At 61.0% G+C, this 25,780-nt stretch carries 27 protein-coding genes; 8 read left to right on the top strand and 19 right to left on the bottom strand.

What is annotated here, in order from left to right; all coding sequences use genetic code 11:
* Nucleotides 1-3 precede the first annotated feature (3 nt).
* Complete coding sequence (locus tag ACWFSR_RS06560; RefSeq protein ID WP_447523390.1) at nucleotides 4-567, bottom strand: TetR/AcrR family transcriptional regulator; 564 nt, start codon at nucleotides 565-567, stop codon at nucleotides 4-6.
* 82 nt (nucleotides 568-649) lie between these two features.
* Between ACWFSR_RS06560 and ACWFSR_RS06555 the strand changes: the two genes are divergently transcribed.
* On the top strand, nucleotides 650-1,006 hold the full coding sequence (locus ACWFSR_RS06555; protein ID WP_197105492.1) for a sulfur reduction protein DsrE: 357 nt from the start codon (nucleotides 650-652) through the stop codon (nucleotides 1,004-1,006).
* 76 nt (nucleotides 1,007-1,082) lie between these two features.
* Here ACWFSR_RS06555 and ACWFSR_RS06550 read toward each other — a convergent pair whose 3' ends face one another.
* Nucleotides 1,083-1,553: a hypothetical protein gene (locus ACWFSR_RS06550; RefSeq protein ID WP_231599707.1), complete on the bottom strand. Its 471-nt coding sequence runs from the start codon at nucleotides 1,551-1,553 to the stop codon at nucleotides 1,083-1,085.
* A gap of 196 nt (nucleotides 1,554-1,749) precedes the next feature.
* Here ACWFSR_RS06550 and ACWFSR_RS06545 point away from each other — a divergent pair, with 196 nt between their 5' ends.
* On the top strand, nucleotides 1,750-2,286 hold the full coding sequence (locus tag ACWFSR_RS06545) for a GNAT family N-acetyltransferase (protein ID WP_307783889.1): 537 nt from the start codon (nucleotides 1,750-1,752) through the stop codon (nucleotides 2,284-2,286).
* Here ACWFSR_RS06545 and ACWFSR_RS06540 read toward each other — a convergent pair.
* Nucleotides 2,280-3,689, bottom strand: coding sequence for an LLM class flavin-dependent oxidoreductase (locus ACWFSR_RS06540; RefSeq protein WP_447523389.1), 1,410 nt, complete (start codon nucleotides 3,687-3,689; stop codon nucleotides 2,280-2,282). The two genes, ACWFSR_RS06545 and ACWFSR_RS06540, sit on opposite strands and share 7 nt — an antisense overlap.
* A 144-nt stretch (nucleotides 3,690-3,833) precedes the next feature.
* On the opposite strand from ACWFSR_RS06540, the gene ACWFSR_RS06535 reads away from it, so the two are divergent.
* Complete coding sequence (locus tag ACWFSR_RS06535; protein ID WP_197105490.1) at nucleotides 3,834-4,418, top strand: flavin reductase family protein; 585 nt, start codon at nucleotides 3,834-3,836, stop codon at nucleotides 4,416-4,418.
* 9 nt (nucleotides 4,419-4,427) lie between these two features.
* On the opposite strand, the gene ACWFSR_RS06530 is transcribed toward ACWFSR_RS06535, so the two are convergent.
* From ACWFSR_RS06530 to ACWFSR_RS06460, 15 genes are all read right to left on the bottom strand, one after another.
* On the bottom strand, nucleotides 4,428-4,898 hold the full coding sequence (locus tag ACWFSR_RS06530) for a hypothetical protein (protein WP_447523388.1): 471 nt from the start codon (nucleotides 4,896-4,898) through the stop codon (nucleotides 4,428-4,430).
* Between the two features lie 178 nt (nucleotides 4,899-5,076).
* Nucleotides 5,077-5,922, bottom strand: coding sequence for a fumarylacetoacetate hydrolase family protein (locus tag ACWFSR_RS06525; RefSeq protein WP_447523387.1), 846 nt, complete (start codon nucleotides 5,920-5,922; stop codon nucleotides 5,077-5,079).
* A gap of 2 nt (nucleotides 5,923-5,924) precedes the next feature.
* On the bottom strand, nucleotides 5,925-6,302 hold the full coding sequence (locus ACWFSR_RS06520) for a RidA family protein (RefSeq protein WP_197105487.1): 378 nt from the start codon (nucleotides 6,300-6,302) through the stop codon (nucleotides 5,925-5,927).
* 36 nt (nucleotides 6,303-6,338) lie between these two features.
* On the bottom strand, nucleotides 6,339-7,154 hold the full coding sequence (locus tag ACWFSR_RS06515) for an ABC transporter ATP-binding protein (RefSeq protein ID WP_197107101.1): 816 nt from the start codon (nucleotides 7,152-7,154) through the stop codon (nucleotides 6,339-6,341).
* On the bottom strand, nucleotides 7,151-7,993 hold the full coding sequence (locus ACWFSR_RS06510; RefSeq protein ID WP_197105486.1) for an ATP-binding cassette domain-containing protein: 843 nt from the start codon (nucleotides 7,991-7,993) through the stop codon (nucleotides 7,151-7,153). The genes ACWFSR_RS06515 and ACWFSR_RS06510 overlap by 4 nt, the downstream gene beginning before the upstream one ends.
* Nucleotides 7,990-9,561, bottom strand: a complete 1,572-nt coding sequence (locus ACWFSR_RS06505; RefSeq protein ID WP_447523386.1) for an N-acyl-D-amino-acid deacylase family protein — start codon at nucleotides 9,559-9,561, stop codon at nucleotides 7,990-7,992. Before ACWFSR_RS06505 ends, ACWFSR_RS06510 begins: the two co-directional genes overlap by 4 nt.
* Entirely contained in the window at nucleotides 9,558-10,436 is an 879-nt protein-coding gene (locus tag ACWFSR_RS06500; protein WP_100389127.1) for an ABC transporter permease, read from the bottom strand. The genes ACWFSR_RS06505 and ACWFSR_RS06500 overlap by 4 nt, the downstream gene beginning before the upstream one ends.
* Entirely contained in the window at nucleotides 10,433-11,383 is a 951-nt protein-coding gene (locus tag ACWFSR_RS06495; RefSeq protein WP_231603908.1) for an ABC transporter permease, read from the bottom strand. The genes ACWFSR_RS06500 and ACWFSR_RS06495 overlap by 4 nt, the downstream gene beginning before the upstream one ends.
* Before the next feature lie 62 nt (nucleotides 11,384-11,445).
* Entirely contained in the window at nucleotides 11,446-12,954 is a 1,509-nt protein-coding gene (locus ACWFSR_RS06490; RefSeq protein ID WP_197105482.1) for an ABC transporter substrate-binding protein, read from the bottom strand.
* A gap of 64 nt (nucleotides 12,955-13,018) precedes the next feature.
* The gene (locus ACWFSR_RS06485; protein ID WP_447523385.1) at nucleotides 13,019-14,131 is read right to left on the bottom strand and encodes an alanine racemase; all 1,113 of its coding nucleotides are present in this window, start codon (nucleotides 14,129-14,131) and stop codon (nucleotides 13,019-13,021) included.
* The gene (locus ACWFSR_RS06480) at nucleotides 14,128-15,348 is read right to left on the bottom strand and encodes a hypothetical protein (RefSeq protein ID WP_447523384.1); all 1,221 of its coding nucleotides are present in this window, start codon (nucleotides 15,346-15,348) and stop codon (nucleotides 14,128-14,130) included. Before ACWFSR_RS06480 ends, ACWFSR_RS06485 begins: the two co-directional genes overlap by 4 nt.
* Nucleotides 15,341-16,285, bottom strand: a complete 945-nt coding sequence (locus ACWFSR_RS06475) for a Gfo/Idh/MocA family protein (protein ID WP_447523383.1) — start codon at nucleotides 16,283-16,285, stop codon at nucleotides 15,341-15,343. The genes ACWFSR_RS06480 and ACWFSR_RS06475 overlap by 8 nt, the downstream gene beginning before the upstream one ends.
* Entirely contained in the window at nucleotides 16,282-17,589 is a 1,308-nt protein-coding gene (locus tag ACWFSR_RS06470; protein ID WP_197105478.1) for an aspartate aminotransferase family protein, read from the bottom strand. The genes ACWFSR_RS06475 and ACWFSR_RS06470 overlap by 4 nt, the downstream gene beginning before the upstream one ends.
* 45 nt (nucleotides 17,590-17,634) lie before the next feature.
* Nucleotides 17,635-18,489, bottom strand: coding sequence for an amidohydrolase family protein (locus tag ACWFSR_RS06465; RefSeq protein ID WP_197105477.1), 855 nt, complete (start codon nucleotides 18,487-18,489; stop codon nucleotides 17,635-17,637).
* Entirely contained in the window at nucleotides 18,479-19,303 is an 825-nt protein-coding gene (locus ACWFSR_RS06460; RefSeq protein ID WP_447523382.1) for an IclR family transcriptional regulator, read from the bottom strand. Before ACWFSR_RS06460 ends, ACWFSR_RS06465 begins: the two co-directional genes overlap by 11 nt.
* 210 nt (nucleotides 19,304-19,513) lie before the next feature.
* On the opposite strand from ACWFSR_RS06460, the gene ACWFSR_RS06455 reads away from it, so the two are divergent.
* Nucleotides 19,514-20,614: an NYN domain-containing protein gene (locus ACWFSR_RS06455; RefSeq protein ID WP_447523438.1), complete on the top strand. Its 1,101-nt coding sequence runs from the start codon at nucleotides 19,514-19,516 to the stop codon at nucleotides 20,612-20,614.
* A gap of 218 nt (nucleotides 20,615-20,832) precedes the next feature.
* Here ACWFSR_RS06455 and ACWFSR_RS06450 read toward each other — a convergent pair whose 3' ends face one another.
* Nucleotides 20,833-21,882, bottom strand: coding sequence for an MsnO8 family LLM class oxidoreductase (locus tag ACWFSR_RS06450; protein WP_447523381.1), 1,050 nt, complete (start codon nucleotides 21,880-21,882; stop codon nucleotides 20,833-20,835).
* 102 nt (nucleotides 21,883-21,984) lie between these two features.
* On the opposite strand from ACWFSR_RS06450, the gene ACWFSR_RS06445 reads away from it, so the two are divergent.
* The 4 genes from ACWFSR_RS06445 to ACWFSR_RS06430 all read left to right on the top strand — a co-directional run bounded on the left by ACWFSR_RS06445 (nucleotide 21,985) and on the right by ACWFSR_RS06430 (nucleotide 25,761).
* Complete coding sequence (locus tag ACWFSR_RS06445; RefSeq protein WP_197105474.1) at nucleotides 21,985-22,608, top strand: MerR family transcriptional regulator; 624 nt, start codon at nucleotides 21,985-21,987, stop codon at nucleotides 22,606-22,608.
* A gap of 79 nt (nucleotides 22,609-22,687) precedes the next feature.
* A complete protein-coding gene (locus tag ACWFSR_RS06440) occupies nucleotides 22,688-23,638 on the top strand; it encodes a hypothetical protein (RefSeq protein WP_197105473.1) in 951 nt (316 codons plus the stop codon).
* 43 nt (nucleotides 23,639-23,681) lie between these two features.
* Nucleotides 23,682-24,509, top strand: coding sequence for an alpha/beta hydrolase (locus tag ACWFSR_RS06435; RefSeq protein WP_197105472.1), 828 nt, complete (start codon nucleotides 23,682-23,684; stop codon nucleotides 24,507-24,509).
* Nucleotides 24,502-25,761 (top strand): cation:proton antiporter, encoded by a 1,260-nt coding sequence (locus tag ACWFSR_RS06430; RefSeq protein ID WP_447523380.1) that lies wholly within the window; start codon nucleotides 24,502-24,504, stop codon nucleotides 25,759-25,761. The genes ACWFSR_RS06435 and ACWFSR_RS06430 overlap by 8 nt, the downstream gene beginning before the upstream one ends.
* The last annotated feature ends 19 nt before the right edge of the window (nucleotides 25,762-25,780 follow it).

The following is a 25,780-nucleotide window of genomic DNA, read 5'->3' as shown; positions in this document are numbered from 1 at the left end:
AGCCTAGGCCGCAGACACCAGCTCCCGCGCGAACTGTGCAATATCGCGAACCTGGGCCGAATCTCTCGTGAGCTTGGCCGTCGTGAGCGCGCCGTCGTAAAGAACAATGAGCCGCGTGATCACGCCCTCGGCCGCATCCGGCCCCATGATGTGGGTCACATGAGTGCGAAGCACCCGACGGTATCGGGCAATTGATGACTGCACGTCAGCCATGTCGGGGCACTCGATGGCCGCATTAGTGAAGGGGCAGCCGTAGAAAGTGCCCTCATCGACTTGATCAGCGACCGCGGTGAAGAGACGCGCGACGCGTTCTGCGGTCGAGGCGCGCTCGTCGTCGAACTCCGTCACCCGGTCCAACCAGGCATCCGCCTCTTCATCGAGGTAGGCCGCGATGAGAGCTTCTTTGCTCGGGAAGTGGTGATACATGCTGCCTTTGGCAACTCCCGCTTTCGCGATCACCGTATCGATTCCGGTGGCATTGATGCCATGCGTGTAGAAGAGATCCGCCGCGGTAGCGAGGAGTTTCATTCGCGAAGTCACGCGGATCTGAGGAGTTTCTGGGGCCATGTTGCAATTCTAGACGAATCCGTCTATATTTTCTAGACGGATCCGTCTAGAAACGCTGGATGGCCAACACAAGGAGTTTTCAATGTCAGACCTCAAGATTGCCGTCGTCATCCTCGAAACGCTCGAGAACAACAACGCTCGCGTCTACCGCGGCCTCAAGACCGCCCTCGAATTCAAGGCCGCTGGCGACGACGTGATCGTCATGTTCGACGGTTCAGGCGTTGAAACCCTCGCGAAGATTGCTGACGCTAGCCACCCCATGCACGGTCTCGTTACTGCTCTTGGCGACACGATCATCGGTGCCTGCGAGTTCTGCTCCAAGTCGCACAACGTCTTCGAGCCCATTCGCGATGGCGGCTTCCCCCTGCTTTCCGACAACGGTGGCGAAGCCAGCGTTCGTAAGCTCGTCGTCGACGGCTACCAGATCTTGAACTACTAGCGCCAACTCCCCCGAGCAGCGCAACGGCCCGGCGTGACCCACCACGACGGTGGGCACCCGGGCCGTGCACAGTTCTTCATCGACGTGAAGCGAGAACGCGCACTGCAACCAATCCGAGGATGACACCGAAGATCATGTGGCCCATCAAGGACAAGAGCGCCGCGGTATCGATAGCGAAGAGCGCACCGCCGAGCATGAGCGGCATCATCATGAGGGGTCCAAGGACCCACCAGATCGCGCCGTAGACGAAACCGACGACCGCACCACGGGCGTAGTTCGTGAGAAGCAGGTTGCCGAAGAGGACCGTTAGCCCGATTCCGATCATGATCGAAATCATGAGGTGAACGAGGAATCCCACGACGGCCGATTCAGAACCAACCATCATGGCGAGCGTGGGCAGCATGCCCATCATTGCCATCATCATCCCGAAGACGACACCACCGGCAACACCGCCGACGACACCCGCCAGGATGCGACGACCGAACGTGGCGGAGGAGTGAGAGGTGGTGGATTTGTTCGCGGTGGTGGAATCATTTGTTGCAGTCATTGAACTACCTTTCCCGTAGGTGTTGCGTGTAATTGGCGACACTACGGAAGGGGTGAGACGAGTTCAGCAATCTCGAATACACAGCGGCGATTGAAGCAGAGTGCGGTGTTGTCAACACCGAGGGCTGGCGATAATTAGCCACACGATCGAGCACCGCTGGCTCGCGAGCAGCGCTAGCGCTGCTATCGTCGTGGGAGTGTTTTCTAAAGTGACTGTTCCGACAACTCTCCAGACGCGAGACGGCGAAATGATTCTTCGCTACTCCGCTCTTGGCGACATCGACACCATTCTGCAGCTCCTCGCAGACGACGCGATTAGCGCGCTTCGAGGCGACAACGCACGACCAGAAGACCGCCCCGCCTACGAAAAGGCGTTCCACGCCATCGCCACGACGCCCGCGAATGCCCTCCTCGTTGTCGAAGCGCCCTCAGGGGATGTCGTCGCCACCATGCAATTGACCGCCATTCCCGGAATGGCCCGCCGTGGCTCGCACCGCCTCCAAGTCGAAGCCGTGAGAGTAGCCGCGAGCCAGCGTTCGAGCGGAATCGGCGGCGCAATGATGCGCTGGGTTATCGATACCGCAGCGCCCACGCTCGGTGCGTCCCTCATCCAGCTCACTTCTGACGAAGCCCGCACCGACGCCCACCGGTTCTACACGAAGCTTGGCTTTGAGGCGTCTCACATTGGTTTCAAGTACGCCGTCGACCTGCACCGCGAAACCCCAGCTCAGTAAACGCGGGTTCGCGGTGCACTAGCCACGGCAGGTGACCCCTCACGCCGATAGCGTGCGCCCGCATGCTCCGCCGGCAGCCTGTTGCCACGCCCGTGCAGCTTGTGGCGCAGCGTGCCTTCCACGTATTCCTCGGGATAGGTTCCGCGAGCCCGCAGCACCGGAATGACGTGCTCGACGACATCCTCAAACGTGCCCGGCGTGATCGCGTAGGCAAGGTTGAAGCCGTCGACATCCGTCTCTGCCACCCACGCCTCGAGCTCATCGGCGATCTCTTCGCCAGAGCCAATGATGAACGGCCCTAAACCACCAATCGCACCAAGCCGCGCGATGTCCCGAACCTTCCATTCGCTGCCGTCGTCATTGGCCTGCTGAAAGTTCGCCACCGTCGACTGGATTGCGTTGCTCTTGACATTGCCGATCGGCTCATCGAGGTCGTACTGCGAGAGGTCGATGCCCATCCATCCCGACATGAACACCAGCGCACCTTCTTCGCTGGCGTAGCTCAAGTAGTCGTCATACTTGGCGTGAGCCTTCTCCGTTGTCTCGTCCGTGATGATCGTCAGAAGCGTATAGATGCGCGCCGAGTAGCGATCGCGCCCTGCCTCTTCAAGAGCATCCCGGATGCGGCCCACCGTTGCTTTGAGCCCTGCCTTGGTCGATGCCGCGACGAAGATCGCTTCAGCGTTACCTGCGGCGAACTGGATTCCTCGCGGCGAAGCACCGGCCTGGTAAATGACCGGTGTTCGCTGCACCGACGGTTCTGACAAGTGGATGCCGGGAACAGTGAAATGTTTGCCCTTGTGCTCGATGTCATGCACCTTGCTGGGGTCAGTGAACACACCGGACTCCCGGTCACGAATCACAGCATCGTCTTCCCACGACCCCTCCCACAACTTGTAGAGCACCTCAAGATATTCGTCAGCGTGGTCGTAGCGATCATCGTGTTCGAGCTGATCGTCGTTGCCCATGTTGCGGGCAGCCGAGGGCAGGTAGCCGGTCACGACATTCCAACCGATCCGACCCTGCGTGAGGTGATCGAGCGTCGACATACGACGAGCAAAGGGGTAGGGATGCTCGTAGGCGGTTCCCGCCGTGATGCCGAATCCGAGGTTTTCCGTGACATGCGCCATGGCCGAGACGAGCAACAGCGGATCGTTCACCGGAACCTGGGCACCGTGGCGAATGGCGGCCTCATTCGAGCCGGCGTAGACGTCATAGGTGCCGAGGACATCCGCAATGAAGATGCCGTCAAAGGTTCCCTTTTCGAGCAGCTGCGCGAGTTCGGTCCAGTAATTGAGGTCTTTGTAACGCCACGATTGGTCGTCGGGATGGCGCCACATTCCGGAGGACTGGTGAGCGACGCAGTTCATATCGAAGGCGTTGAAGCGAATTTGTCTAGGCATGCCCTTATGGTGCGCCGCAGCATCCGATAGCGCACCTGAGCACGAAACAATCGGCGAAACAGAAGGACACATATCGACATATTCTCGCTTCGTCGCGTGCTCGGGTGCACGCTTGTCCGCATCCCCGAAACATTGGATGGACGAATGCACACGACAGCCCCCACTGCGCCTCGCACCGTCGAGCGCGCCCACCGCTCCGATGCCGATGCCCTGCCCGCCGCCGGGCTGAGTGCGGCCGAGTTTGCGGCTGCCTTTCGCCAGTATCCAGGTGGAGTTGCGATTGTGACGGCCGACTCTCCCCTCGGCCCTGTCGCCGTCACTGTGACGTCGATTGTGTCTGTGAGTGCGGATCCCCCGCTATTTGCGTTCTCCATTGGACATCAGGCATCCACCGCTACGGGGATCCGGAACGCGGATTCCTACGTCGTTCACTTTCTCAGCAGTGAACAATTGCCGATCGCGGAGCTGTGCGCGACAAGTGGCATCGATCGGTTCGCCGACCGCTCGCTGTGGTCGCGGCTGCCGAGCGGCGAGCCATACTTTCCGAGCGCTCCTGTGCGGATTGTTGGCCAGCGGGTCGATCAACTCGACACGGCGTCCGCGTCGTTAATTCTGGTTTTGGCGCAGGCGTCTCATGTGGGAAGCGAAACGGATGCTGCTCCCCCGCTGGTCTACCACGACCGCGGCTGGCACGAACTCGGCGAGCACTCGCAACTCGGGAAACGCTAGCTCCAGACTTTAGCTTGCAGTCGTTTCTGCCGCGTGGGCAGGCGCAGCGTCCTTGTCATCGCCCCAGCTCTCGACGAGCGTGATGCGGCCGCGGGATTCCTTGACCGCGAGCACCAGCGCGATGATACCGGTCGCTATTCCGATGACTCCCAGCGGGTTCGCGATACCGATGGCAATGCCGAGAGCGGGTTCGTTCGGCCCGCTCACGATTGTTTGCAGACCTTCTGGGGTGTTATCCGGAATCATGAGCCCCAGCAAGAACGCACAAACGCCGGAGGAAATGAGCATCGCGTGGGTGATGGGTCGCGTGCCGAAACCGCGAGTCTGCGTGCGCCGCATAGCCAGCCCGACGAGTACAAATACGACGCCGAACAGTATTCCAATCGTTGTCGCATAGACGATGGTGAGATCTCCACCGATGCCAAAGAGATGGCGTCCGAAAGAGACCCAGCCAGCCACCGCGATCCCGAAGCCAATCACGGCGACACCCGTGCGGCCAGATCTGGGCTCTCCTGGAGTCTCTCGAACTCGAATAGCGCTATACGTCACTGGCATTCCTTAATCTTGCGGCGTCTCCTCAATCGTAGCGATGACAAAACAGAAGGTGCGCCTCTCCCCACGAGAGACGCACCTTCGTCACAGAAGCAACGAGCGTGACCTACGGAGCTACGCACTCCTGAGACATCGTTCCCAACCCGGTAATTGCGCTGCGCACAACTTCGCCCGCGCGCAAATAGCGGGGCGGGTTCTGGCCGAAACCGACGCCGGGCGGTGTGCCAGTGAAGATCACATCGCCGGGGCGCAATTCAACAATGGACGAGAGTTCACTGACGAGTCGCGGCACAGAAAACACCATGTCGTTCATCGGTGCGCTCTGCACGAGAGCATCGTCGATCCAGCATTCGAGAGTGATCTCTGACTGCTCCAGAAAGCTTTCCGTGTCGACGAATACTGGCCCGAGCGGTGCGAACCCTGCGAACGATTTGCCGAGCGAAAACTGCGGTGGCACTCCTCGCATCTGCACGTCGCGCGCCGAGTAGTCCTGGCCAATGCAGAAGCCTGCGATCGCCGCGAGTCCGTCGGCTTCGGCGATGTTGCGACCGCCCGAGCCCACGACAGCAACCAGCTCGACTTCCCAATCGACACTATCGGTCGGCAATACGAGCGGTTCGAACGGACCCGAGATCGACGACGCAAACTTCGTGAAGACCATCGGATGCTCCGGAACGTTAAATCCGGACTCCGCAGCGTGGTCAACATAGTTGAGTCCGACCGCGAAAATCTGCTGCGGGGCGTGCGCGAGCGCACCCCACTGAGCAGGTTCAACTTCGGACTCGCTACGGTCGCTTGCTACGGCATCCGCCGCCCACGCCTGGAACGGCGCCCAGTCGCGGTAGAGCTCGTCGACCGTGGCCGAGAATCGACCAGCACTCGCACGCTCGATATCGACAACGGTGCCGTCGACGAGGAGCGACGATCGCCCGTCAATGACTGCGAGACGCATTGCTATTTCTCGGGAAGCGCGACGATCGCGTCGAGCTCAACGTCGAAGCCACGAAGGTTGGCCTGAATCGTCGTGCGCGCCGGGAGCGGTGCCGTGAGGAACTCTGCCGCGATCTCGTTGAACTCAGCGAAGTCATCGAGCGTCTTGAGGTACACGCCGTAACGTACGGTGTTTTCAAGGCTCGTACCGGCAGCCTGAGCAACGGTCTCGAGGTTGCGGAAGGTCTGGCGAACCTGCTCAGCGAAGGTCTCGCCGACGCGGTTGCTGTCTTTATCGAACGGGCCCTGACCGGCAAGGAACACGAGCGAGCCTGCGACGACAGCAGAGCTGTAGGTGCCGGCGGGCTGAGGAGCGTCTGGGGTGGTGATTGCGTGGAACATTGATGCCTTTCTTTGGGGTTGGTTGGGGTGCCCGCACTAAACCGTGCGGGGCTGATCGCCATGAAGGCGAGGAACTGACGCGAGAAGTTTCTTGGTGTAGTCGTGCTGAGGTGAGGTAAGAATGTCGGCGGCCGCGCCTGATTCGACGACTTCACCGTGATACATCACGTAGACGTAGTCGCAGAATCGCGCAACAACGCCCATGTCGTGAGTGATCATGAGCACCGCCATGCCGCGATCGTCAGCGAGAGCACCGATGGTCTCGAGCACTGCAGCTTGCACGGTCACGTCGAGCGCACTCGTCGCTTCATCCGCAATAAGCAGTCGGGGTGACGATGCGATCGCCATCGCGATCATGATGCGTTGGCGCATTCCGCCGCTGAGCTCGTGAGGGTACTGACGGTAGACCGCAGCGGGGTTGCGGATACCGACCGCATCCAAACTCTCGATAACGAGAGCCTTGGCCGTCTTTCGCAGCTCGGGGCGGTGCGCCACGAGAACGTCGCGCACTTGGTGCCCTACTCGGAACACCGGGTTGAGCACCGACATCGGGTCCTGGAAGATCATCGAGGCTTTCGCACCACGTACGCCCTGGATCGCCGAGAGCGGCGCTTTGAGAAGTTCACGACCATCGAGGGTGATGGACGATTCCTCGCCATAGTGGGCGATTCGTTCGTCATTCAAGCGCAACACCGACATCGCAGTGACCGACTTGCCGGAGCCCGATTCGCCAATGATTCCCACGCGAGTTCCCGCCTCGACGCGAATGGAAACACCGCGCACAGCGGGCGGGGCGGATGCCGAGAACCGTACCGAAAGGTCCCGGATTTCTAAGAGTGCTTGGTCGCTCATGCGCGGCTCCTCGTCACGTTTATCGGGCTAGTGAGATCGGGGTCGATCGACAGCGGACGGTGCCGCGACGCCGGATCGGGCTCAAGAACCGCTTCGATCAAGGCACGAGTGTAAGGGTGCTGCGGGTTGCTGAAGACTTCATCAGACGTTCCGTACTCCACAATCTCCCCCAAGTACATGACAGCGACTCGATGCGACATGGCGCGCACGACGCCCAGGTTGTGGGCAATAAACAGGTACGCGATTCCTTGAGTGCGTTGGAGCTCTTGAAGAAGTTCGAGCACTTGAGCTTGCACCGATACATCGAGCGCACTGGTCGGTTCGTCGCAGACGATCAGCGACGGGCTAACGCCAAGCGCCCGGGCAATCGCGATGCGCTGGCGTTGACCACCAGAGAACTCGTGTGGGTAGCGGCCTGCCATCTCCACCGACAGCCCAACTTGCTCGAGCAGTTCGCCCACGCGGGCACGGGCGCCTGAGCGCGGCACGATCTTGTGTACCAGCATGGGCTCCGCGATTTGCCGACCGACCGTCATCCGCGGGTCAAGTGTGGCGTACGGGTCTTGAAAGATCATCTGCAGGTCGCTGCGGATAGCGCGCATGCGGGTCGGCGTCACTTCGGCAAGGTTCTCACCTTGGTAGGTGATGGTTCCTTTGAAAGGCATCAATCCGAGCACGGCGCGCGCGACGGTCGACTTGCCCGACCCTGATTCGCCCACGAGCCCGACCGTCTCGCCGGCGGCGAGGGACAGCGAGACGTTATTGACGGCGGGCTTAGCGTTGCCCGTGCCATAGCGAACCGTGAGGTCTGAAATTTCTAGTAACGGTGAAGGGGTCATGCTGTTCTCCTTCTCAAGACGTGGCCAGGCAATTCATGGGTGTGACGGCCGTCGCGCACTACCCGTACGCCGTTCACAAAAACGTGGGTGACTCCTTGCGGCGCTTCCAATGGGGACGCGTAGGTTGCCCGGTCCGCAACGGTCGACGCATCGAATACCGTGACGTCAGCGCACGCACCCACAGCGAGCACGCCGCGGTCGGTGAAGCCCAGTCGAGCTGCCGGCTTCGCAGTCATCTTGTGCACGATCTCCACGGTGGTCATGCCAGCACGCGAGAGTTCGTCGAACGAACGCGGGAAGGTACCGATCGACCGCGGATGAGGCAGATTGGCCTCGTGGGTCAGGCTGAGGGCGAGCCCGTCCGATGCCACAGAAACGAGCGGATGCTGCAGTACCCGGAGTGCGTCGACGGGACGCGTACCGACGACAATCACGTCAACGTTGAGATCGTTCGCACTGAGGAGTTCCACAGCGAGGGCGCCCCACGACTGGTGAGCGGAGTCAGCAACCAGTTCTGCGAGCGTCTTGCTGACCGCGAGAGGAGTCGCCGAAGCCTTAGCGACCGTGATGGCTTCCGGTGGGAACCCTGCTCCCGACTCGAGCATCCCGGCAACGGCGGCCGGAGCCTCGGCAATGCGCTGGGCGATCTCGGCCACGGGAAGTGCTCGCAGCTCGGTCGGTAAGAGTTGAAGCATTGTGGTGTGACCGGCGAGATACGGATACGCATCGGCCTGAACATCGACCTCCGCGTTCTCGACGAGATCGATCGCGGCGTCAAGGGCGCTGCCATCGTCATCGCGGATTGAGCGAAAGTGGGAGATCTGGAGGCGTGCTCCGGAGGTCTCGGCGATCTGCAGCGCCTCGGTTACGGCAGCGGCTAGCCCATCGCCGTCGTAGGCACGCATGTGCATACTGAGCAAGGCGTTGTGCTGAGCGATCGAACGTGCGAGTTCAGTCAGTTCGTCCACGGGGCTCAGCTCGCCCGGCGAGTACATGAGGCCCAGGCTCAAGCCCCACGCGCCTGCCGCTAGTGCCTCCTGCAGCTCGGCGACCATGATCGCCCGTTGCTCGTTTTCCTGACCGGCGCCGAGCCCCGCCCGGGTCTGCGCGGCGAGCACAATTGTTCCGTGCCCCACCAGTGGTGCGACATTCGTCGCCGCCGGTGTGCTGTCGAGCGCGGCAAAGTACTCGCTTACCGAGTTCCAGTGCACGTCGACGTCAGCGACGATATCCACCGGGCCGATGATGGCGCGTACGTCGTCGGGGTTGCCGCGGATCGGCGCCGGGCTCAACCCGCAGTTGCCAATCACTTCGGTAGTGATGCCCTGCAGTACCCGAGATTCACATTCGGGGTACGCAAAACGGGTGAGATCGGAGTGCGTGTGGATGTCGATGAAACCTGGCGCCACGATGAGGCCGGCGCAGTCCACGACCACGTCGGCATCGCCCTCGGGAAAGTGACCGATGCCGGCGATCATTCCGTCGGCGATCAGCACGTCGGCGTCGAACAGCGGGGCGCCAGTTCCGTCGGCGACCTGCCCTCCGCGCAAGAGCGTGATGTGGGTCATGAGCGGCGCCGCCGTCTCATGGGGTTGGCGGATTCAGCGATCAGTTCGCCAGCGAACATCAGCACGGCAGCGACGAAGGTGATGACAAGGCCCGCCGAGATCGCGTACCAGGGAGACGTGACGTAGTAGTTTTTCGAAGCCTCGAGGATCGTGCCCCATGTGGAAGCCGGCAAATCGACGCCCAAACCGAGATAGCTCAGACCGGCTTCGATCAGAATGGCTTCTGCCATCAGCGTGGGGATCAGCGTCAACAGTGGACCGGCGGAGTTAGGAAGCACGTGGAGGCCCAAGATTTGAGTCGGTCGCACTCCCCCGACCCGCAGTGCTGTCACGAACTCGCGCTCCTTGAGACTGCGCGTTTGCGCTCGCATCAAAAGAAAGACGCGAGGGAAGAAGAGGAACCCAATAATGACCGTGAGCGACAGACTCGTGGTGCCGAAGCTCGCGACCATCAGAATGGCAAAGAGCACGAGAGGGAAAGCGAGCGTCGCCGAAGCGACACTCGTGAACGCGCCATCCACAAACCGTCCGGCGTTTCCGGCGATGAGGCCGGTGGGGAGACCGATGACGAGAGCAACGAGAACGCTGCCCGCCGCGATCACGAGTTCGAGTTGAGTGGAGTACACGAGCCGAGCCCAAACGTCGGCTCCCGCTTCATCAGTTCCCAGCGGATGCGCAAAACTCGGAGACAACAGGATGGACGACGCGTCAATCGCCGACGGCGAGTACGGGCTGAAGAGTGAGGGCCAGACCGCCATGAAAAGGGCTATCACGCCGATGACAATGAGCGAGAGTCTCGCGGGGCCGACGGCGGCGATGGCAGCGAAGGTGCGCGACAGGGGTGTTCCGCTCGTGCGGGGTTCTGTGAGTGTCATTCTGTGATCCTCGGGTCGACGAGACGGTAAGCGAGGTCTGCGAGGTAACCAACGAGCAGCACCACAATCGTGGTGAGCAAGACGGCGCCCTGCACTACTTGGTAGTCACGGTTGAGAACGCTCGACAGCAGGAGTTGGCCGATGCCGCCGAGGCCAAAGACGGCCTCAACGAGCACGGCGCCTCCGACGAGCGCTCCGATCTGTACTCCCACGATCGTGATCATCGGGGTGACAGCATTGCGCATGGCGTAGATAAAGACTCGGCGCGGTGTCGAAATGCCCATGGCCAGCGCTGTGCGCATGTAGTCCTGACGGAGAACGTCGGAGGCTTCGGCATAGACGAATCTCGTCAACACTCCCCCTAGGAAGATCGCCAGCGTCGTGACCGGCAGAATCATCTGGATGAAGAATTCCCCGAAGTCCTCGAAGGGGCTGGTGAATCCACCCGACGGCAGAATGTCGAGCGTGACCGAGAAGATGATGATGAGGAACAGGCCGAGCCAGACCGCAGGAATCGCGATCGCCAATGTCGTAACCAGACGCACTGCCCGGTCGACGATTCCGTTGCGGAAGTACGCAGCGGCCATTCCGAAGATTATGGAGAGCGGTACGGCAATGAGCACGGCTCCCAGGATGAGGAACAACGTGGGCGGAACAGCGCCCGCTACGAGTTCAACGACGGCTACCCCGCTGCGGCTCGAGACTCCAAAGTCTCCGCGCAGTATGTCGCCAAGCCAGATGCCGTACTGAACCGGCCAGGGCTGGTCGAGCCCCATTTCTGTTCGTAACCGCGCCAGCGTTTCCGCCGCATCCGGCCGCCCCGCCTGGGGACCGAGCAGCAGAACTGCCGGATCCCCAGGAGTGAGCCGAAGAGCGAGGAAGGCGAACACCGAGACGAACCACAAGACCACGGCGAGCTTTGCCGCCTCTATTCCTGCGCGTCGCATGATTTTCACGATGCTGCCTCCCTCGTTTCTTCTTCGTGTTGCGTGCTGTGTTGTGCGCGGTGTTACTTGCTGACGGTGACCTGCGAGAGCAGAGCCCAGCCGAGCGGGTTGACCTCGTAGCCCGAGACATCCGGACCAGCGATCGAAGCAACCGGGGTCGACTGCACGATCATGATGGGGAGTTCGTCAACGAGAATCTGCTGGAGTTCGCCGTAGAGCTCGCCCCGAGTTGCCTCGTCAGAGACGCGGGTAGCGTCAAGAACGAGATCGGATACCGTCTGGTTCTGGTAGTCATCCGCAAGGTGCGGAGTCATGATGATGTCGAAGAAGGAGTGGGGGTCCGCTCCTACGTTGAACACATTCCAGGTGGCGTCATAGCCGCGGCTAACGTAAGCGTCGAGCCAAACCGAAATCTCTGTGATGTTGACGTTCAAGGTCACATCGATTTCAGCCAAGGATGCCTGCCAGACGCGGGCGAGCTGTTCAGCTTCCGGGAAGCCGGAAGGTACTTCGAGCGAGAACTCGAGGTCAGACTCGCCAGCAGCAGCGAGCATTGTCGCGGCCTTGTCGAGGTCGTACTCGTAGCCATCCTGCTCGGAGTAGGCCCAGCTGCTCTCAGGTAACGGGCTCCAGCTGCTCGAGCCGCCGCCACCGTAGGCGATGTCCCGAATGGAGTCCTTGTCAAGGGCGTGTGCCAGAGCCTGGCGCACCATCGGGTCAGCAAGCTTTCCCGATGAGTTGAACTCGATCAGCGAGAGGCTGTTCGATGCCACTGGCTCCACGAGGGAGGCCCGGTCGGCGTCGAGCTGTGACACCGTCGCGGCCGATGCGCTGGCAAGAATGTCAACGCTTCCGCTGTAGAGGTTGTTAAGCGCGACCTGCTGGTCGGTGATGGGCTGCAGTCGAAGAGTTTCCGTCGGCGACACATCGCCGAAGTAGTCGTCGAAGCTGGTCAGCACGATCTCAGTGTTTGCCGTCCAGCTCTCGAACTCGTACGGGCCTGAGCCCACCGGGTCAGAAGTGGCGGTTTCGAAGCTCGAGGGAGCCACGATGGCGATCGATGCGAGCCCTGCGAGGAACGTAGCATCCGGGTTGTTGAGGGTGATGACGACAGTCGACTCATCCGTTGCCTCGTACGAGGCGACGTCGGCAAGACGGCCCGACCAGATGGAGTCTTCTGCTGTGCCGGCGCGCTCCATCGAAGCGATGACAGCATCAGCGTCAACTGAGGTTCCGTCGTGGAATACGGCATCCGGCGCTAGGCTGAACGTGAACACCGTTGCGTCTTCGTTTACCTCGTACGTCGCGAGGTCGGGCTGAAGCTTCAGCTCGGCGTCGTAGTCGACGAGAGACGAGAACACGAGCTCACGAATCGCAAATTCGAAGATGATGAGCTGATTGGTGTGAGGATCGAAGTTGTCAATGTCGCCCGCCAGAGCTACGACTACCTCATCCTTGATTGCTGCTGGGTCGTCGTTATTCGATGACTCAGCAGCGCATCCTGTAAGCACGAGCGAACTTACTGCGGCAAGGCCGATCAACGACCGACGCCATGGTGACTTGTTACTCATTGCGCTACCTTTCTGTTACTTCTCTTGGTTGGTGCAGGGGTGTTACTAGTGACCCGCGGGCTGGTTAGTGCCTACCGACGGGATTCCAAATGTCGACGACTTCGTTGCCGTCGACCACGTGTACGCGACTGAACATGTTCACGACGCCACACGCATGATTAGGGATGATTCGAACTCGGCTTCCGAAGCCGAGTTCGTCGATGCCGGCTCCGTTGAGGATGCCGTGCTCTTCGTACGCACGCTCGAAAACGATGTTGTCGGCGAGAGCTCCTTCGGGAACCGTCACGAGCCCCAGGGTGTCGCCGCGGTTAGAGCGGTCGGAGCTCATCGCCTTGATGCCCGCATCAATAACGCGACGATCGGCAGCGGGAACGCTCACCACGGTGCTGAGCACGGTAAGGGCGCACTGTGCGCTCAATGCCGATCCGAGTCGGAATTGGTTGGCATCGAAGAAGACGTAGGTTCCGGCGCGGGCTTCGGTGACACCAGATACGCGCGGTGCAGATTCCCAGCCGGGCGTCGAGCCGACTGAGACCACCGAGATGGTGTGACCGGATGCTCGCAGCTGTTCGGCTACGGCGACCAACGACGAGGCAGCGCCCGTTCCAGCCGCGACGATCTCATCGCGAGAGCCCTTGAGGCTCGCAAGCTGACCTTCGTGCATATAGACGCCATCGAGCAGGATGCCCGGCAAGGCGGCAATTTCAGCCGCGACGTCTTCCGCTGCGGCAGCCAGCACTCCCGTACGAGCGAGGCCAGTGTCGATCTCCAGAATGACCGGGATCGTAGAGTCAGCCGCCACTGCAGCCTGGGACAACACTGCAGCGAGTTCGACCGAGTCAATTCCGACCGCTAGGCGCGCGGTGTGGTTGGCCTCGGCGGCAAAGCGAGCCTTCTGAGCAGAAGCCGGAGCATTCGCCCAGAAGACGTCGTCGATTCCCGCCGCGAGCAAGGCCTCGGCCTCCGCCATTGTCGCGCAGGTGAATCCAACAGCGCCGGCCTGCAACTGCAGTCGAGCGACTTCAATCATTTTCGAGGTCTTGAAGTGAGGACGAAGAGCAACCTCCGCCTTCACCGCGAACTCCGCCATCATGCTGATGTTGCGCATCATCTGCGCGCGATCGATCAGCAAGGCCGGGGTCTCCACAGAATCGAACAGGGTGGGGCTGAAGGTCATGATCCGCTCCTCATCATGTCGGCGGCATCCCGAATCCACGAGAGTGTCGGTGCGGTTGCTGTGCCGTAGTTGTAGAGGGCGAGCTTGCTCACTCCCGAACCGCGGATGGCATCCACTTTCGACAGAAAGCTGTCTTTCGTCGGGTGGAAGCTAGGCCAGAGAGTGATCGCGGAGGCCAGGGACTCTGCTCCACGATCGGAGAGCGCGGCCGCGGCGAGAGTGTGGTCGAGTTCACGAGCAACCTCGCCAGCGGTCGGATAGTAGCTTTCGAGAACGAACGAGTCGGCGACGGCAACACTTGCTGCGACATCCACGCCCTCCATCCAGTTGCTGAAGGCGGGTCGGCCCCAGACGGCTGCGCTGAGGTCGAGCACTGCGCCCTTGGAGCGAATCTCGCGGGCAACACGGCCAGCGAGCTCGGTGACCACGTCGTTTCGCATGCGGGTGTACGCCGCAAGGTCGGGCCACATCATGTGGAGCGATGCAATCTCGGCGCCATCGTCGGCATCGCGACCCGCAGGCGCTTCGGCGTTCCAGGTGCGGTGAAGCTCCTGCGAGACTCGAAGGCGAAGAGCGCCGACGTCGACTCCGCGGGCCGTTCCCTGCTCGCGGCAGTGGCTGCAGAAGCACAGTGATAGTAAATACCGCGTGGTCGGGTCGAGGCGGGCGCCCCAGAGTTCGTGCGGGTGACCGTGGTTGTAGAGCAGGTACGAGAGGCTTTCGACCAACACGCGGTCGAACAGGCCAGAGCCAGCAATCTCGCCCACAAGCTCCACCGCGTACTGCTGTGCAGCCGGATTGGCCGGGCACAGTCCATGAGTGAAAGCGTCGCCGAAGCAGTTCTTGATGGCTGCTTCAGGGTGCTCAGTTGCCATCGTGGTGTTGTGGAAAGCGATGCCCCATCCGCTGAGAGCGACGCCGGCAACATCCGCAGCGCGCTTGAGCGAGGGATAAAGATCCGGATGCTCGGTCGCGATGGAGGAGGGCGGAACGGCCAAGCCGCTGAAGTTGTTGAAGCCGAGGGGCAAGTGACTCGTATTCGCTTCCGCCACCGTCGAGACACGGTCGAATCGGCGAGGAGAAATGACTTCGGCCGAGTGATACGCCGTGGCGATGACGAGGCGGTCAACACCGAGTTCGGCAACCGTCTCGACGACACGTTCGGGACCGTCAGCGATGACGTCCCAGGGGTAGATGAGAAGTGATACTTCAGACAACGGGAACCTCCTGATAAATCTGTTCGATCAAACCGAGAGTGGGTTCGAGATCGTCGAGCCCGAAACCCTCTTCTTCGTCGCGGAAGCTTGTCCACTGGCTAATGAACGGCGCCCGGTCGATGTTTATCGAAGGTCCGCTGCGCTCGATGCCGATAGCCGAGATCGACCACGAGCCATCCATATAAATGCGGGCCGTTCCTCTGGTGCCCATCACGATGAGCCCTGTACCGATGGGATCGAACGGCACCCACGACATATCAATGGTTGCAATCGTCGAGGCTCCGGCCCGCGCGATAACACTCGCGTGGTCTTCAGCCTCGTGAGCGGGGTTGACGCGCACGAGAGCTGCGGTTTGGAACTGCAACTCCTCACCGAGGATTGCGCGAGCACGGTCGAAGGCATGCACGCCATTCGTCACGAGCACTCCCCCGCCGCTGACAGCGGAGTTGAAGTACCACCCGGGAAGGCTGTCCTCTTCGAGATGAAACTGCATCCGGTCGCTGTAAGTCAGAATCTCGCCGAGTTCTCCGTCAGCGACGGCACTAACCACAGCTTTAACGCCAGCCCAGTGGCGGGTGGACATTCCGACGAAAAGTCGCCCACCTTTACTGAGAGCGTCACGCAGCGGTGCAGGATCTTGCCCAGGAACACGATGGGGTTTTTCCACGAGAACGTCGAGCCCCGCCGCAACCAGCTCTGTCGATTGCACGAGGTGCCCGGCAGAGGGAGTAGCGATGATCGCGCTATCGAGGTCGTGCTCCTGAGCAAGCGCCTCCTGCACGGAGGTATAGGTACTAGCGCCAGAGTCTATGACGCTAGCTCGCGCCAGGTCCGTGTCGACGACAGCAGCAATCTGGTCACCGACAGCACGAACTGCAACGGCCTGACGGTGACCCATCACCCCCGCACCAACGACAAGGACCCGGCGCGCACTCATGCGAAAATTCCTTCGCTCTTCATTTCCTGCAGTACGTCGCGAGCGGCCTCAAGAGTGAGGTCGATGTCTGCTTCGGTGTGCGCGAGCGAAATGTGGTTGCGCTTGAGCGTCATGGGGTACATAACGAAACCGCGGTCGGTCATCCGACGGTGGAATGTGGCGTAGGCAACGTCGTTGTTCTCCAGAAGGTCGTTGTAGCTCTTGGGCTCACGGTCCATGAAGTAGCAGATGAAGACGCTGCCGAGGCCGGTCACGTGGGCCGCAATGCCGAGTTCGGTGGTGATGTCGCGAAGCCCATCCCGCATCCGAGCACCGAGGCGCCCGGTGTACTCGTGCATTCCCACTTCAGGATCACTGGCGACCGTCATGGTGGCAATTGCTGCAGCCATCGAGACGGGGCCGCCGTTGAAGGTACCGGCGAGCATCACGCCACCACCCGCTGACGAGAAGTTGTCCATAAGATCAGCGCGACCGCCGAGTCCCGCTACGGCGAAACCGTTCCCCATCGACTTGCCATAGCTGGTGAGGTCGGGGGTGATTCCGCAGATCTCTTGGTAGCCACCGGGAGCGTGACGGAAGCCAGTGATGACCTCGTCAAAGATCAGGATGCTTCCCTCAGCCTGGGTGATTTCACGCAAGCCTTCCAAGAAGGACTGGTCCGGAAGCAGGGCTCCAACGTTGTGAGGCACGGGTTCGAGGATGATCGCTGCGATCTGATCCGGGTAGCGCTCGTATAGCGCGCGAACCGAATCGAGGTCGTTGAAGTCAGCGACGAGCGTGGAACCGAGTGCGTCTTCGAGGATTCCGGTGGAGAGCGGGTCGACAGTTCCGATGCGGTCGGCGGGCGACGCGACGTTGCGAGCAACGGCATCTCCCCAGCCGTGGAAGCAGCCTTGGAACTTGAGAAGGTACTTGCGGCCGGTGACGCCACGAGCAAGTCGAACAGCTTGCATCGTGGCTTCGGTGCCACTCATTGTCGTGACGGATTTCTCAACCGAAGGGATGAGTTTCGCCACCATGCGAGCAACCTCGACTTCGAGTTCGCTCACGCCCAGCCCTACGAGGTCAAGGCCGTTCAAGCTCTGCGTAACTGCGGCTGTTACACGTTCGTCAGAGTGCCCCAACAAAATGGCACCGAACGCTGCGTGGTAGTCCACATAGCGGCGACCGTCATAGTCCGTCAGGTAAGCGCCCTGAGAATCGCGGAAGGCATACGGCGCACCAAAGTTCCGAGTTGCCGAATTCACTCCTCCGGGAATAAATTCTTTGGCTTCGCTGATCAGCGCAGCGGCTGTCCTAGGCACGGTATCTTGCTCCTTTTTAATCGATTGGGTATTCATCGCGGCGGGCTATCTGGCGAGCCGTGGGTCAGGGATCTCGAGAATCGAAAGAGCATCCTGGTGAAGGATCGACTCAACGGTTTCTTCGAGAACGTGGGGCAGGTTGCCCGCACGGAAGTCGGCAAGAGAACGGAAGCGCGCGATGGCGTCGGCCGGCTCCCATAGCGGGTAGTCGCTGCCGAAGAACAACTTGTTGACGACGCCCCACTCTTGAGCCATGACAAGAGCCATGAAGCCGTCCATGGGGCGGTGCCAGCTAGCTGACACGTCGGCAAACACGTTGGCGTGCTTGCGCAGAACGACAATGGCGTCGCGCTGCCACGGGTGACCCATATGCGCCATGATCTGCTTGAGATCCGGATGCCGGCGAGCGACTTCTTCGACAACGAGCGGTTGGCTGAGCGAGAGTCGGCCCTGCGCACTCGGTGTGGCTCCCATGTGCCAGAGGATGGTCATCCGGCGTTCGGAGCAGAGTCGGTAGAACTCATCGAACGCGGGGTCAAGCGGATCGAAGAGCGAGAGAACCGGGTAGAGCTTGACGCCCTTGAAGCCGAGTTCATACGCCTCATCGAGCTGGTCACGCCAGTCGGCGTCTAGCGGATCGAGCGCAGTGAAGGCGACCGTCGGCGTTGACAGCTGGGCGCAGTAGTCCGCGACGAAGCGGTTTGGAGTGTGCACGCCAGCACGGGTAGCGGCGAGGCCGAAGACGATCGCGACGTCGACGCCGGCCTTCTTCATCGCGGCGTCGTACATTTCCGGCGAGATGCGCGGGTACGGTTCGCCGTACGCAGGTTCCCAGTTCTTCTTGTGCTCGTCGCCCCAGTGTTCGGGCTGGTGGTTGTGGGTGTGGACATCAACGATCATGGTTATCTCCTTTTCGCTGGCCGCCGCGCTCAGCACGGAACGCGGCAACAAATCGTGGGTCGGCGGCAAGTTCGGCCGCCACATCGTGAACGCGCTGGGATAGCGATTCGCGCAACTCCGGCGCTAGCTCGCCGGCTGGCCCAGACACACTGATCGCGACAGGAACGTCGAGCCCCAGCGGGATAGGAACCGCGAGGCAAATAACGCCGAGGTCGCGCTCTTGGTCATCAAGGCTGTAGCCGCGTTCGCGAATGGTGGCGAGGTTCGCATCCATCTGCTCACGATTCACGATCGTGTACTCGGTGAAGCGCGCATAGGGCTCTTCGGGGAGGTGCTGGCTGATCTGATCTTCTTGGATCTCTGAGAGCAGCATCTTGCCGATGCCGGTGCAGTAGGTGTAGTCGAGTGAGCCGTCACGAGAGCGGAAGCGCAACGGACGGTCTGGTTCTTGCACGCACAGGTGCAGAGCCCAACGACCTTCAAGAACACCGAGGTTGGCGGTGAGACCTGTCGCATGAGCGAGAATCTTCAAGTACGGCGCGGCGACGTCGGCCGTGTTGGCGACTCGACGGTACGACTCGGAGATATCGAGCACTGCATGCCCCAGCGCGTACACCGGGGGGTCACCCTCGCGGTAGACAAAAGCTTCTTGCTCGAGCACCGAGAGCAACCGGATGAGGGTCGACTTGGGGAGTTCGAGCTCGACCGATAATTCAGCGAGGCTGAGCGCTTTCTCCTGCGCGCCGAGCACCTTGAGCACTTTGAGGGCCTTGACTAGCCCCTGTGAATGATACGACGTGGCACTGCGTTCCATGTGAAGGACTCTAACCAGCGCACTGCCAAAAGTGAAGCACATGGAATGTTAATTCCATGTTGCGCGATGTGGAACCCAGCGGAGCCTGCGGAGTCGAGAAAATGTCGCCAGGGTCGCTCCCCAGTGATTGCCCCGAATGCGGGGATTGTCTTGAGAGAGCCTCACCAGAAGACTGAGAAGAACTTTTTTTCTCGAGGAGACCAATTGGCTATGCCCAGCGACGGCCGTGTTGCCGTGTACATCGATTTCGACAACATCGTTATCTCGCGCTACAACCAAATACATGGCAACGGGCAGTTCTCCAAAGACAAAGCTCGAACTCATAACTCGGCTCGCACAACGCCGAGTGCTGTCGGCGTCAGGCTGCTCGAGGCCGAAGTGGATGTCGAGGCGATCCTCGACTACGCCTCCTCCTTCGGAACAGTTGCCTTCAGCCGCGCCTATGCCGACTGGTCTGTGCCGGTGAACGCCAGCTACCATAAGCAACTTGTCAATCGTGCCGTGGTTCTGGTTCAGCTCTTCCCCCTCACTGCCTTAATGAAAAATGGCGCCGACATCCGACTCGCCGTGGATGCCATGGAAGACATGTTTAGACTCCCTGACATCACACACGTCGTGATTGTGGCTGGTGACTCTGACTATGTGGCACTTGCCCAACGCGCGAAAACGCTCGGGCGCTTTGTCGTCGGAGTGGGAGTTGCCGGAGGAATAAGTGACGCTCTCACCTCATCGTGCGACAAGTTCGCAGACTACGACTCGCTGCCAGGCGTGCAGTACAAGACGCCGCCCACGCAGCCAGACCCCGGTGTGAGCGCCCAAGCGACCTCGTCAGCCCGGGCACCACAAGAGTTGACGCCCGCCGCGCCCTCCGTGAAGAAAGTCGTCAACGTCGCGAAGAAAGCTGCAGTTACGAAAGTCGTCAAGACCGCCCCCGCACAAAAGAGCGCCTCAAGCACCAATAAACCTGCGACAAAAGCCTCCCTGCCTAAGGCAGCGCCGACAAAGCAGGCGGCTACCGCCTCTCAGCCAACAAGTACTTCAACCGCCGACACTCCAGCCATCGGAATGCGGCCCTTCAAAATGCTCGTGCGGGCCATGCGACTTGTTCAGCAAAAGGAGGACTCCGAGTGGCTCAACAGCTCGGCGGTTAAAAACCAAATGCTGAGAATCGACCCATCTTTCAACGAGGCCGCGTTGAATTTCAAAACTTTCCGAAAATTTGTGGACTCACACAGCTCGAACGTCGAGGTGCGAGACCGAGAAGGAGCGCAAGAGCTGCGACTGCGCGCGAACGCGACTCAACCCAAGTAGCACTCGGAGGCACACCCACTGCAGGATGCGACGCGCGGTCGCGAAAAGCGAGCCATCAGCTTAGCAAGTGCGATCACGAGCACGCACGCTGAGAGCACGATGGTCACGAGACCACGACTTTGCGTACAGCTCCACCGTCGGGTCCGCGAACGAGTGCTGCAGTCGACGCTGCGCCCCCCACCGGAGTGGCGTTCAGCGGGCACGTCCACCCGCAGGACTCAGTTGAGCAACTGCTCCGCAAGCAGTTCGAGAGCGCGCACGCGCACAGGCGAGGTGTTCGCCGCGTCCGCATTGTGAGCCGACAACCCAGGCACGACCATTACTTCGTCTACACCGAAGCGGGTCGCGAGCGAGCGAATGCGTTGCGCTGCAGCCACGGGTTCGTCGATGACCCACCGTTCGGCCATGTCATCCACCATCTGTTGCTGCGGCGCAGCGAGTTCGGTGGCGGCGGCCTCTTCGATTGTCGAGAGCGGGCCGAGCGGCATGCCGCTGAGCAGGCGCGCCATTTGCTGAAGTTGGGGCAGGGCTGCGGCACGCGCATCCGCCGCCGTTTCGGCGACAGCCACGTTCAAGGTGAGGAACGTCTTGGGGGCCTTCAGCAGGTCTGACGGCACAAAGTTGTCGCGGTAGAGGCCAAGAATGCGCGCGGTGCCTTCGCCCGAGAAGTGGTGGGCAAAAACGTACGGCATGCCCTGAGCTGCGGCCAGCCGGGCCGAGTAGTCGCTTGAGCCGAGCAACCAAAGATCAGCAACGGATGCCGCGTTCGGCGTTGCCGTGAGTTCGTAGCTGCGTCCTTGCTGCAGTTGCAACGTGGCGCCCTCGGGATTCATGAGGCTGCGGATGTCGGCCACGTTGCGCGGGAACGCGTCGACGTCGCTAGTGGTGCCGGTCATCCGCAAGTAAGAAGTGATTACGGGGTCGCTGCCGGGAGCGCGACCAATACCGAGGTCGATACGACCAGGGAATGCCGCTTCAAGAATCGCGAACTGCTCCGCGACGACGAGGGGCGCGTGGTTGGGAAGCATGACTCCGCCAGAACCGACACGAATGCGCTTCGTTTGGGCGGCAAGAATGCCAATCAATACTGCAGGGTTCGTGGACGCCACGGCCTTCATATTGTGATGCTCGGCGACCCAGTACCGCGAGAAACCGAGGTCGTCGGCGCGCTGCGCGAGCGCGGTTGTCGCCGCCAGCGCGTCGGCCGAAGTCTGGTTGCTGCGAACAGGAATGAGATCAAGAACAGAAAGGCGAAGTGGTGTAGTCATCACTAGTATTCAACGCTCCCTAGGCGCGGATATTCCTGAGTGTGGCTGTGAGATTCGGTCCGTCGCACCCATGACCCCCGAACAGATAGCTATGGTGTCCAAATGAAGATTTCGGAGTTGAGCCAGCAGACCGGGGCTTCCGTGGCCACGATCAAGTACTACCTGCGCGAAGGCTTGCTGCCCGCGGGCGAGCGCTCGGCACCGAACCAGGCGACCTACGACGAAACTCATGTGCGCCGCATCCACATGATTCGTGCATTGACGGATGTGGGCGGGCTGTCTGTCTCCGATGCAAAACGAGTCACGAATGCAATCGACGGCGAGCTGCCCCTCACCCGCGCGTTTGAGATCGCCCAGAGCACCGTGTCGGAACACGTGCAGACCGAGTCGCTGGATGCAGACGCCCTGGCCGCCGTGGATGAGGCCGTCGCCGGCTGGGCATGCGGCCCTGACGACCCAGGACGTTTAGCTGCAGCGCGCGTGGTGACGACTTTGCGCCAAGCCGGCCAGGGCGCTGAGGCGCCCTGGCTCAAGGCCTATGCGCAGGCGGCCGAGTTGGTGGCTGAGGCGGACCTCGACCTTGTGGACACGCGCAGTGACCTTGCGTCACAGGCAGAAACAGTGGTGGTGGGCACCGTTCTTGGCGACACACTTTTTGCGGCGCTGCGTCGGAGCGCGCAAGCGGCGGCGACCATTCGTCGCTACGGAGACCCCGGTCGGTCGTAACGCCGACCAATTGCAGGAAAAAGGTACTTACGGATAGTGAAACTATCCGATAGTGTTGCTATCGACTTGAGGAGCAACCATGACCGCCACGCCCATCGCACCGTTCGGACTCAACCGCGCACTACTCCACGCACCGTTGCTGTGGCTCGCCATTCTGATGGCCATAGCGAGCATCCTGGCCGCGATCGGACTCGTTGTAGATCCGCGCCTTGTCACCGGTGCTCCCCTGTGGGCTAAACCCCTCAAGTTTTCCCTGTCGATCGGCCTGTACGCACTGACCTTGGCGTGGCTACTCGGAATGCTGCAACGACACATACGACTGACTTGGTGGCTCGGCACAATCACCGCCGTCTTTTTGGCAGTTGAAATGGTCGTCATCGGCGGCGCCGCTGCACTCGGCACCACGAGTCACTTCAACGTAAGCACCCCGCTCACGACGACACTCTGGTCGGTGATGGCAGTGTCGGTCGTGATCGTCTGGAGTGCCGCTATTTTCGTGGCGATCTTGCTGTGGCGTCAGCAGCTTTCGGACCGTGCTCGCGCCCTTGCTATCAGGGCTGGCCTCGTCATTGGCGTGGTCGGCATGGGATTGGCCTTCTTCATGACGTCGCCCAATGCTGAACAACTCAGCGATTTTCAGGGCATCGCCGGTGCACACACGGTTGGTCTCCCCGACGGTGGCGAGGGGTTGCCCCTTCTTGGCTGGAGCACCGTCGCCGGCGATCTCCGCGTTCCGCATTTCATTGGGATGCACGCCCTGCAGCTTCTCCCCCTCAGCGCACTCTTCTTAGAGCTCCTCGGACGCCGCTTCGGCGCGCTCCGCAACGAGGCCGTGCGACTCCGCATTGTGGCGATCCTCACGGTTCTCTATGGCGCGATTACCGTGGTCCTCACCGCGCAAGCGCTCAGCGGGCAATCGATCATGCAACCGGATGGCGTCGTGATCGCGGTCACCAGCGTGTTGTTGGCGAGCGCTGCTACCGCAATCGCATTCTCGCTGAAAGCGCAGCATCCGGTCGCCGCGCACTAGTCCGCCTGCGCGGCGCTGGCCCCTCACTCCCTAGACTGGGGCGATGCACGCTGCTGATTCGCCGCCATCCGATCCGACTTCGCCCATTGCGTCAGCGGAGCCGACGTCGACGGATGACACTCGAGAGCCGAAACGAACGCGGCGCCTCACCCGCACCATCTTTATTTCACTCGCCGCAATCGTTGTGCTGCTCGTGGCCGGAATGCTCGTGTGGGCGAACGTGGGGGTGATGCAGGCAGAGCCGGACGCACTGGAGAGCGTGCGCACGAACCCGGCCGTGCACATCACCGAAAATCAAAACTCCTTCATCCTCACCCCCACCGGTGACGCTTCAGGCGAAGGTCTCGTGTTCATCCCGGGAGCAAAGGTCAGCGCGGATGCCTACCTCTACAAGCTCTCTGGAGCGGTCGCCGAATCGGGGCTCACGGTTGTCGTGACGAAGCCCATCCTGAATCTCGCATTTTTCGACCAACGGTCACTTGACACTTTTACGGCGGCGGCGCCCGACGTCGATGAGTGGATAGTCGGCGGACATTCGCTCGGCGGCGTTCGAGCATGCCAATACGCCGAACAGCCCGACGTGAGCGGCCTCATTCTCTTCGGAAGCTACTGCGCCAACGACCTTTCCGAGGTTGACGCTCGCGTTCTGAGCATCAGCGGAAGCAATGACCTCCTGAGCACGCCCGAGAAAATCATGGATGCGGCTGACCTGCTGCCGACATCCACCACCTTCTTTCCCATCGACGGTGCCAACCACGCCAGCTTCGGTGACTACGGAGTGCAGGCCGGAGACGGTATCGCGACGCTCGATACGTCCGTAGTGCGCGACGTGATCGCCGCCGAAGTGAACAGTTTTGTGACCAATGGATAGCACCGAAGAAGCTATGGAAGTAGCGAACTGGGGTCTCGTGCTGATCCCAATTCTGGCGGTCATGGCACCATTGCTGGCGCGAGCGCTGTCTCCCCTAGTCCGCATCTCGATCGTTGTCTTCGAGCTTCTTCTCGGCATCATGATTGGGCCGAGCGTTCTTGGCTGGGTTGGCGAGTCAGAGTTTGTCGAACAACTTTCTGACTTCGGCCTCGCCATGCTGTTTTTCATGGCCGGGAACGAGATCCGGCTCAGCAACATTCGTGGTCGGAATGGTCGGCGTGCGTCGCTGGGTTGGCTTATCGGCTTGGTCGCCGGAATCGCCGTTGGCTTTCTCATCGAGCCAGGCTTCGGCGCTGTAGTCATTGGCATCGCATTGTGTTCGACTGCGCTCGGAGCGATCATGCCCATCCTGCGCGATGCCGGCGAACTTCCCACTCGCTTCGGCGGCTCCGCAGTCGCACTCGGCGCTGTCGGTGAATTCGGTCCGCTGATCGCCATCTCTATTTTTCTCGGCGCTAGCTCGCTCGGAGTCTCAACTGTCGTGCTTGGCGTATTCATCCTGATTGCGATGACCCTGTTGTTCCTCGCGGCGCGCATCGAACACAACTCGCTCCACCGCCTCGTGACCGCAACCCTGCACACCTCAGGTCAGTTCGCGATCCGGCTTGTCATCTTTATCGTTGCTGCGCTTGTTGTGCTGAGCATTGTTCTCGACCTGGATATGCTCCTCGGCGCATTCGTTGCCGGATTGCTCTGGCAGGTCATGATGCGCCAAGCGCCCGAGCGCGACCGCGCGATGGTCGACTCGAAGTTGGATGCCATTGCATTCGGATTCCTTGTTCCGATCTTCTACATCAACACGGGAGTGTCTTTCGAGCTCAGCGCTCTCACCTCAGACTGGAGCGTTGCGGCGCTCGTTCCGGTCTTCCTCGTGCTGCTGCTCATTGTGCGCGGAGTGCCATCGATGTTTGCTGCCCCGAAGGGCTCCAGCAAGCGTGATCGCGCCGCCCTCGGCCTTCTCGGAGCGACAGGGCTTCCCATCATTGTCGCTGTTACCGCAATCGGCGTCGACAGCGAATACATCGACTCCGGCACTGCTGCCGCTCTGGTCGGTGCCGGCCTGCTCTCCGTGCTCATCTACCCCGTAATCGCGATGGCCTTGCGCGGAGACGCAGCGGAATTGAAGTCGAGCAGCGCCGGGGACGGCGTTGAAGATTCTCCCCACGAGCCGCACATCGTCGAAGAGGCGTAAGAACCGCCGCGACCGCCGC

It is taken from the genome of Salinibacterium sp. NYA9b (genome assembly GCF_976973725.1).
This window is presented reverse-complemented; position numbering and strand designations above follow the sequence as displayed.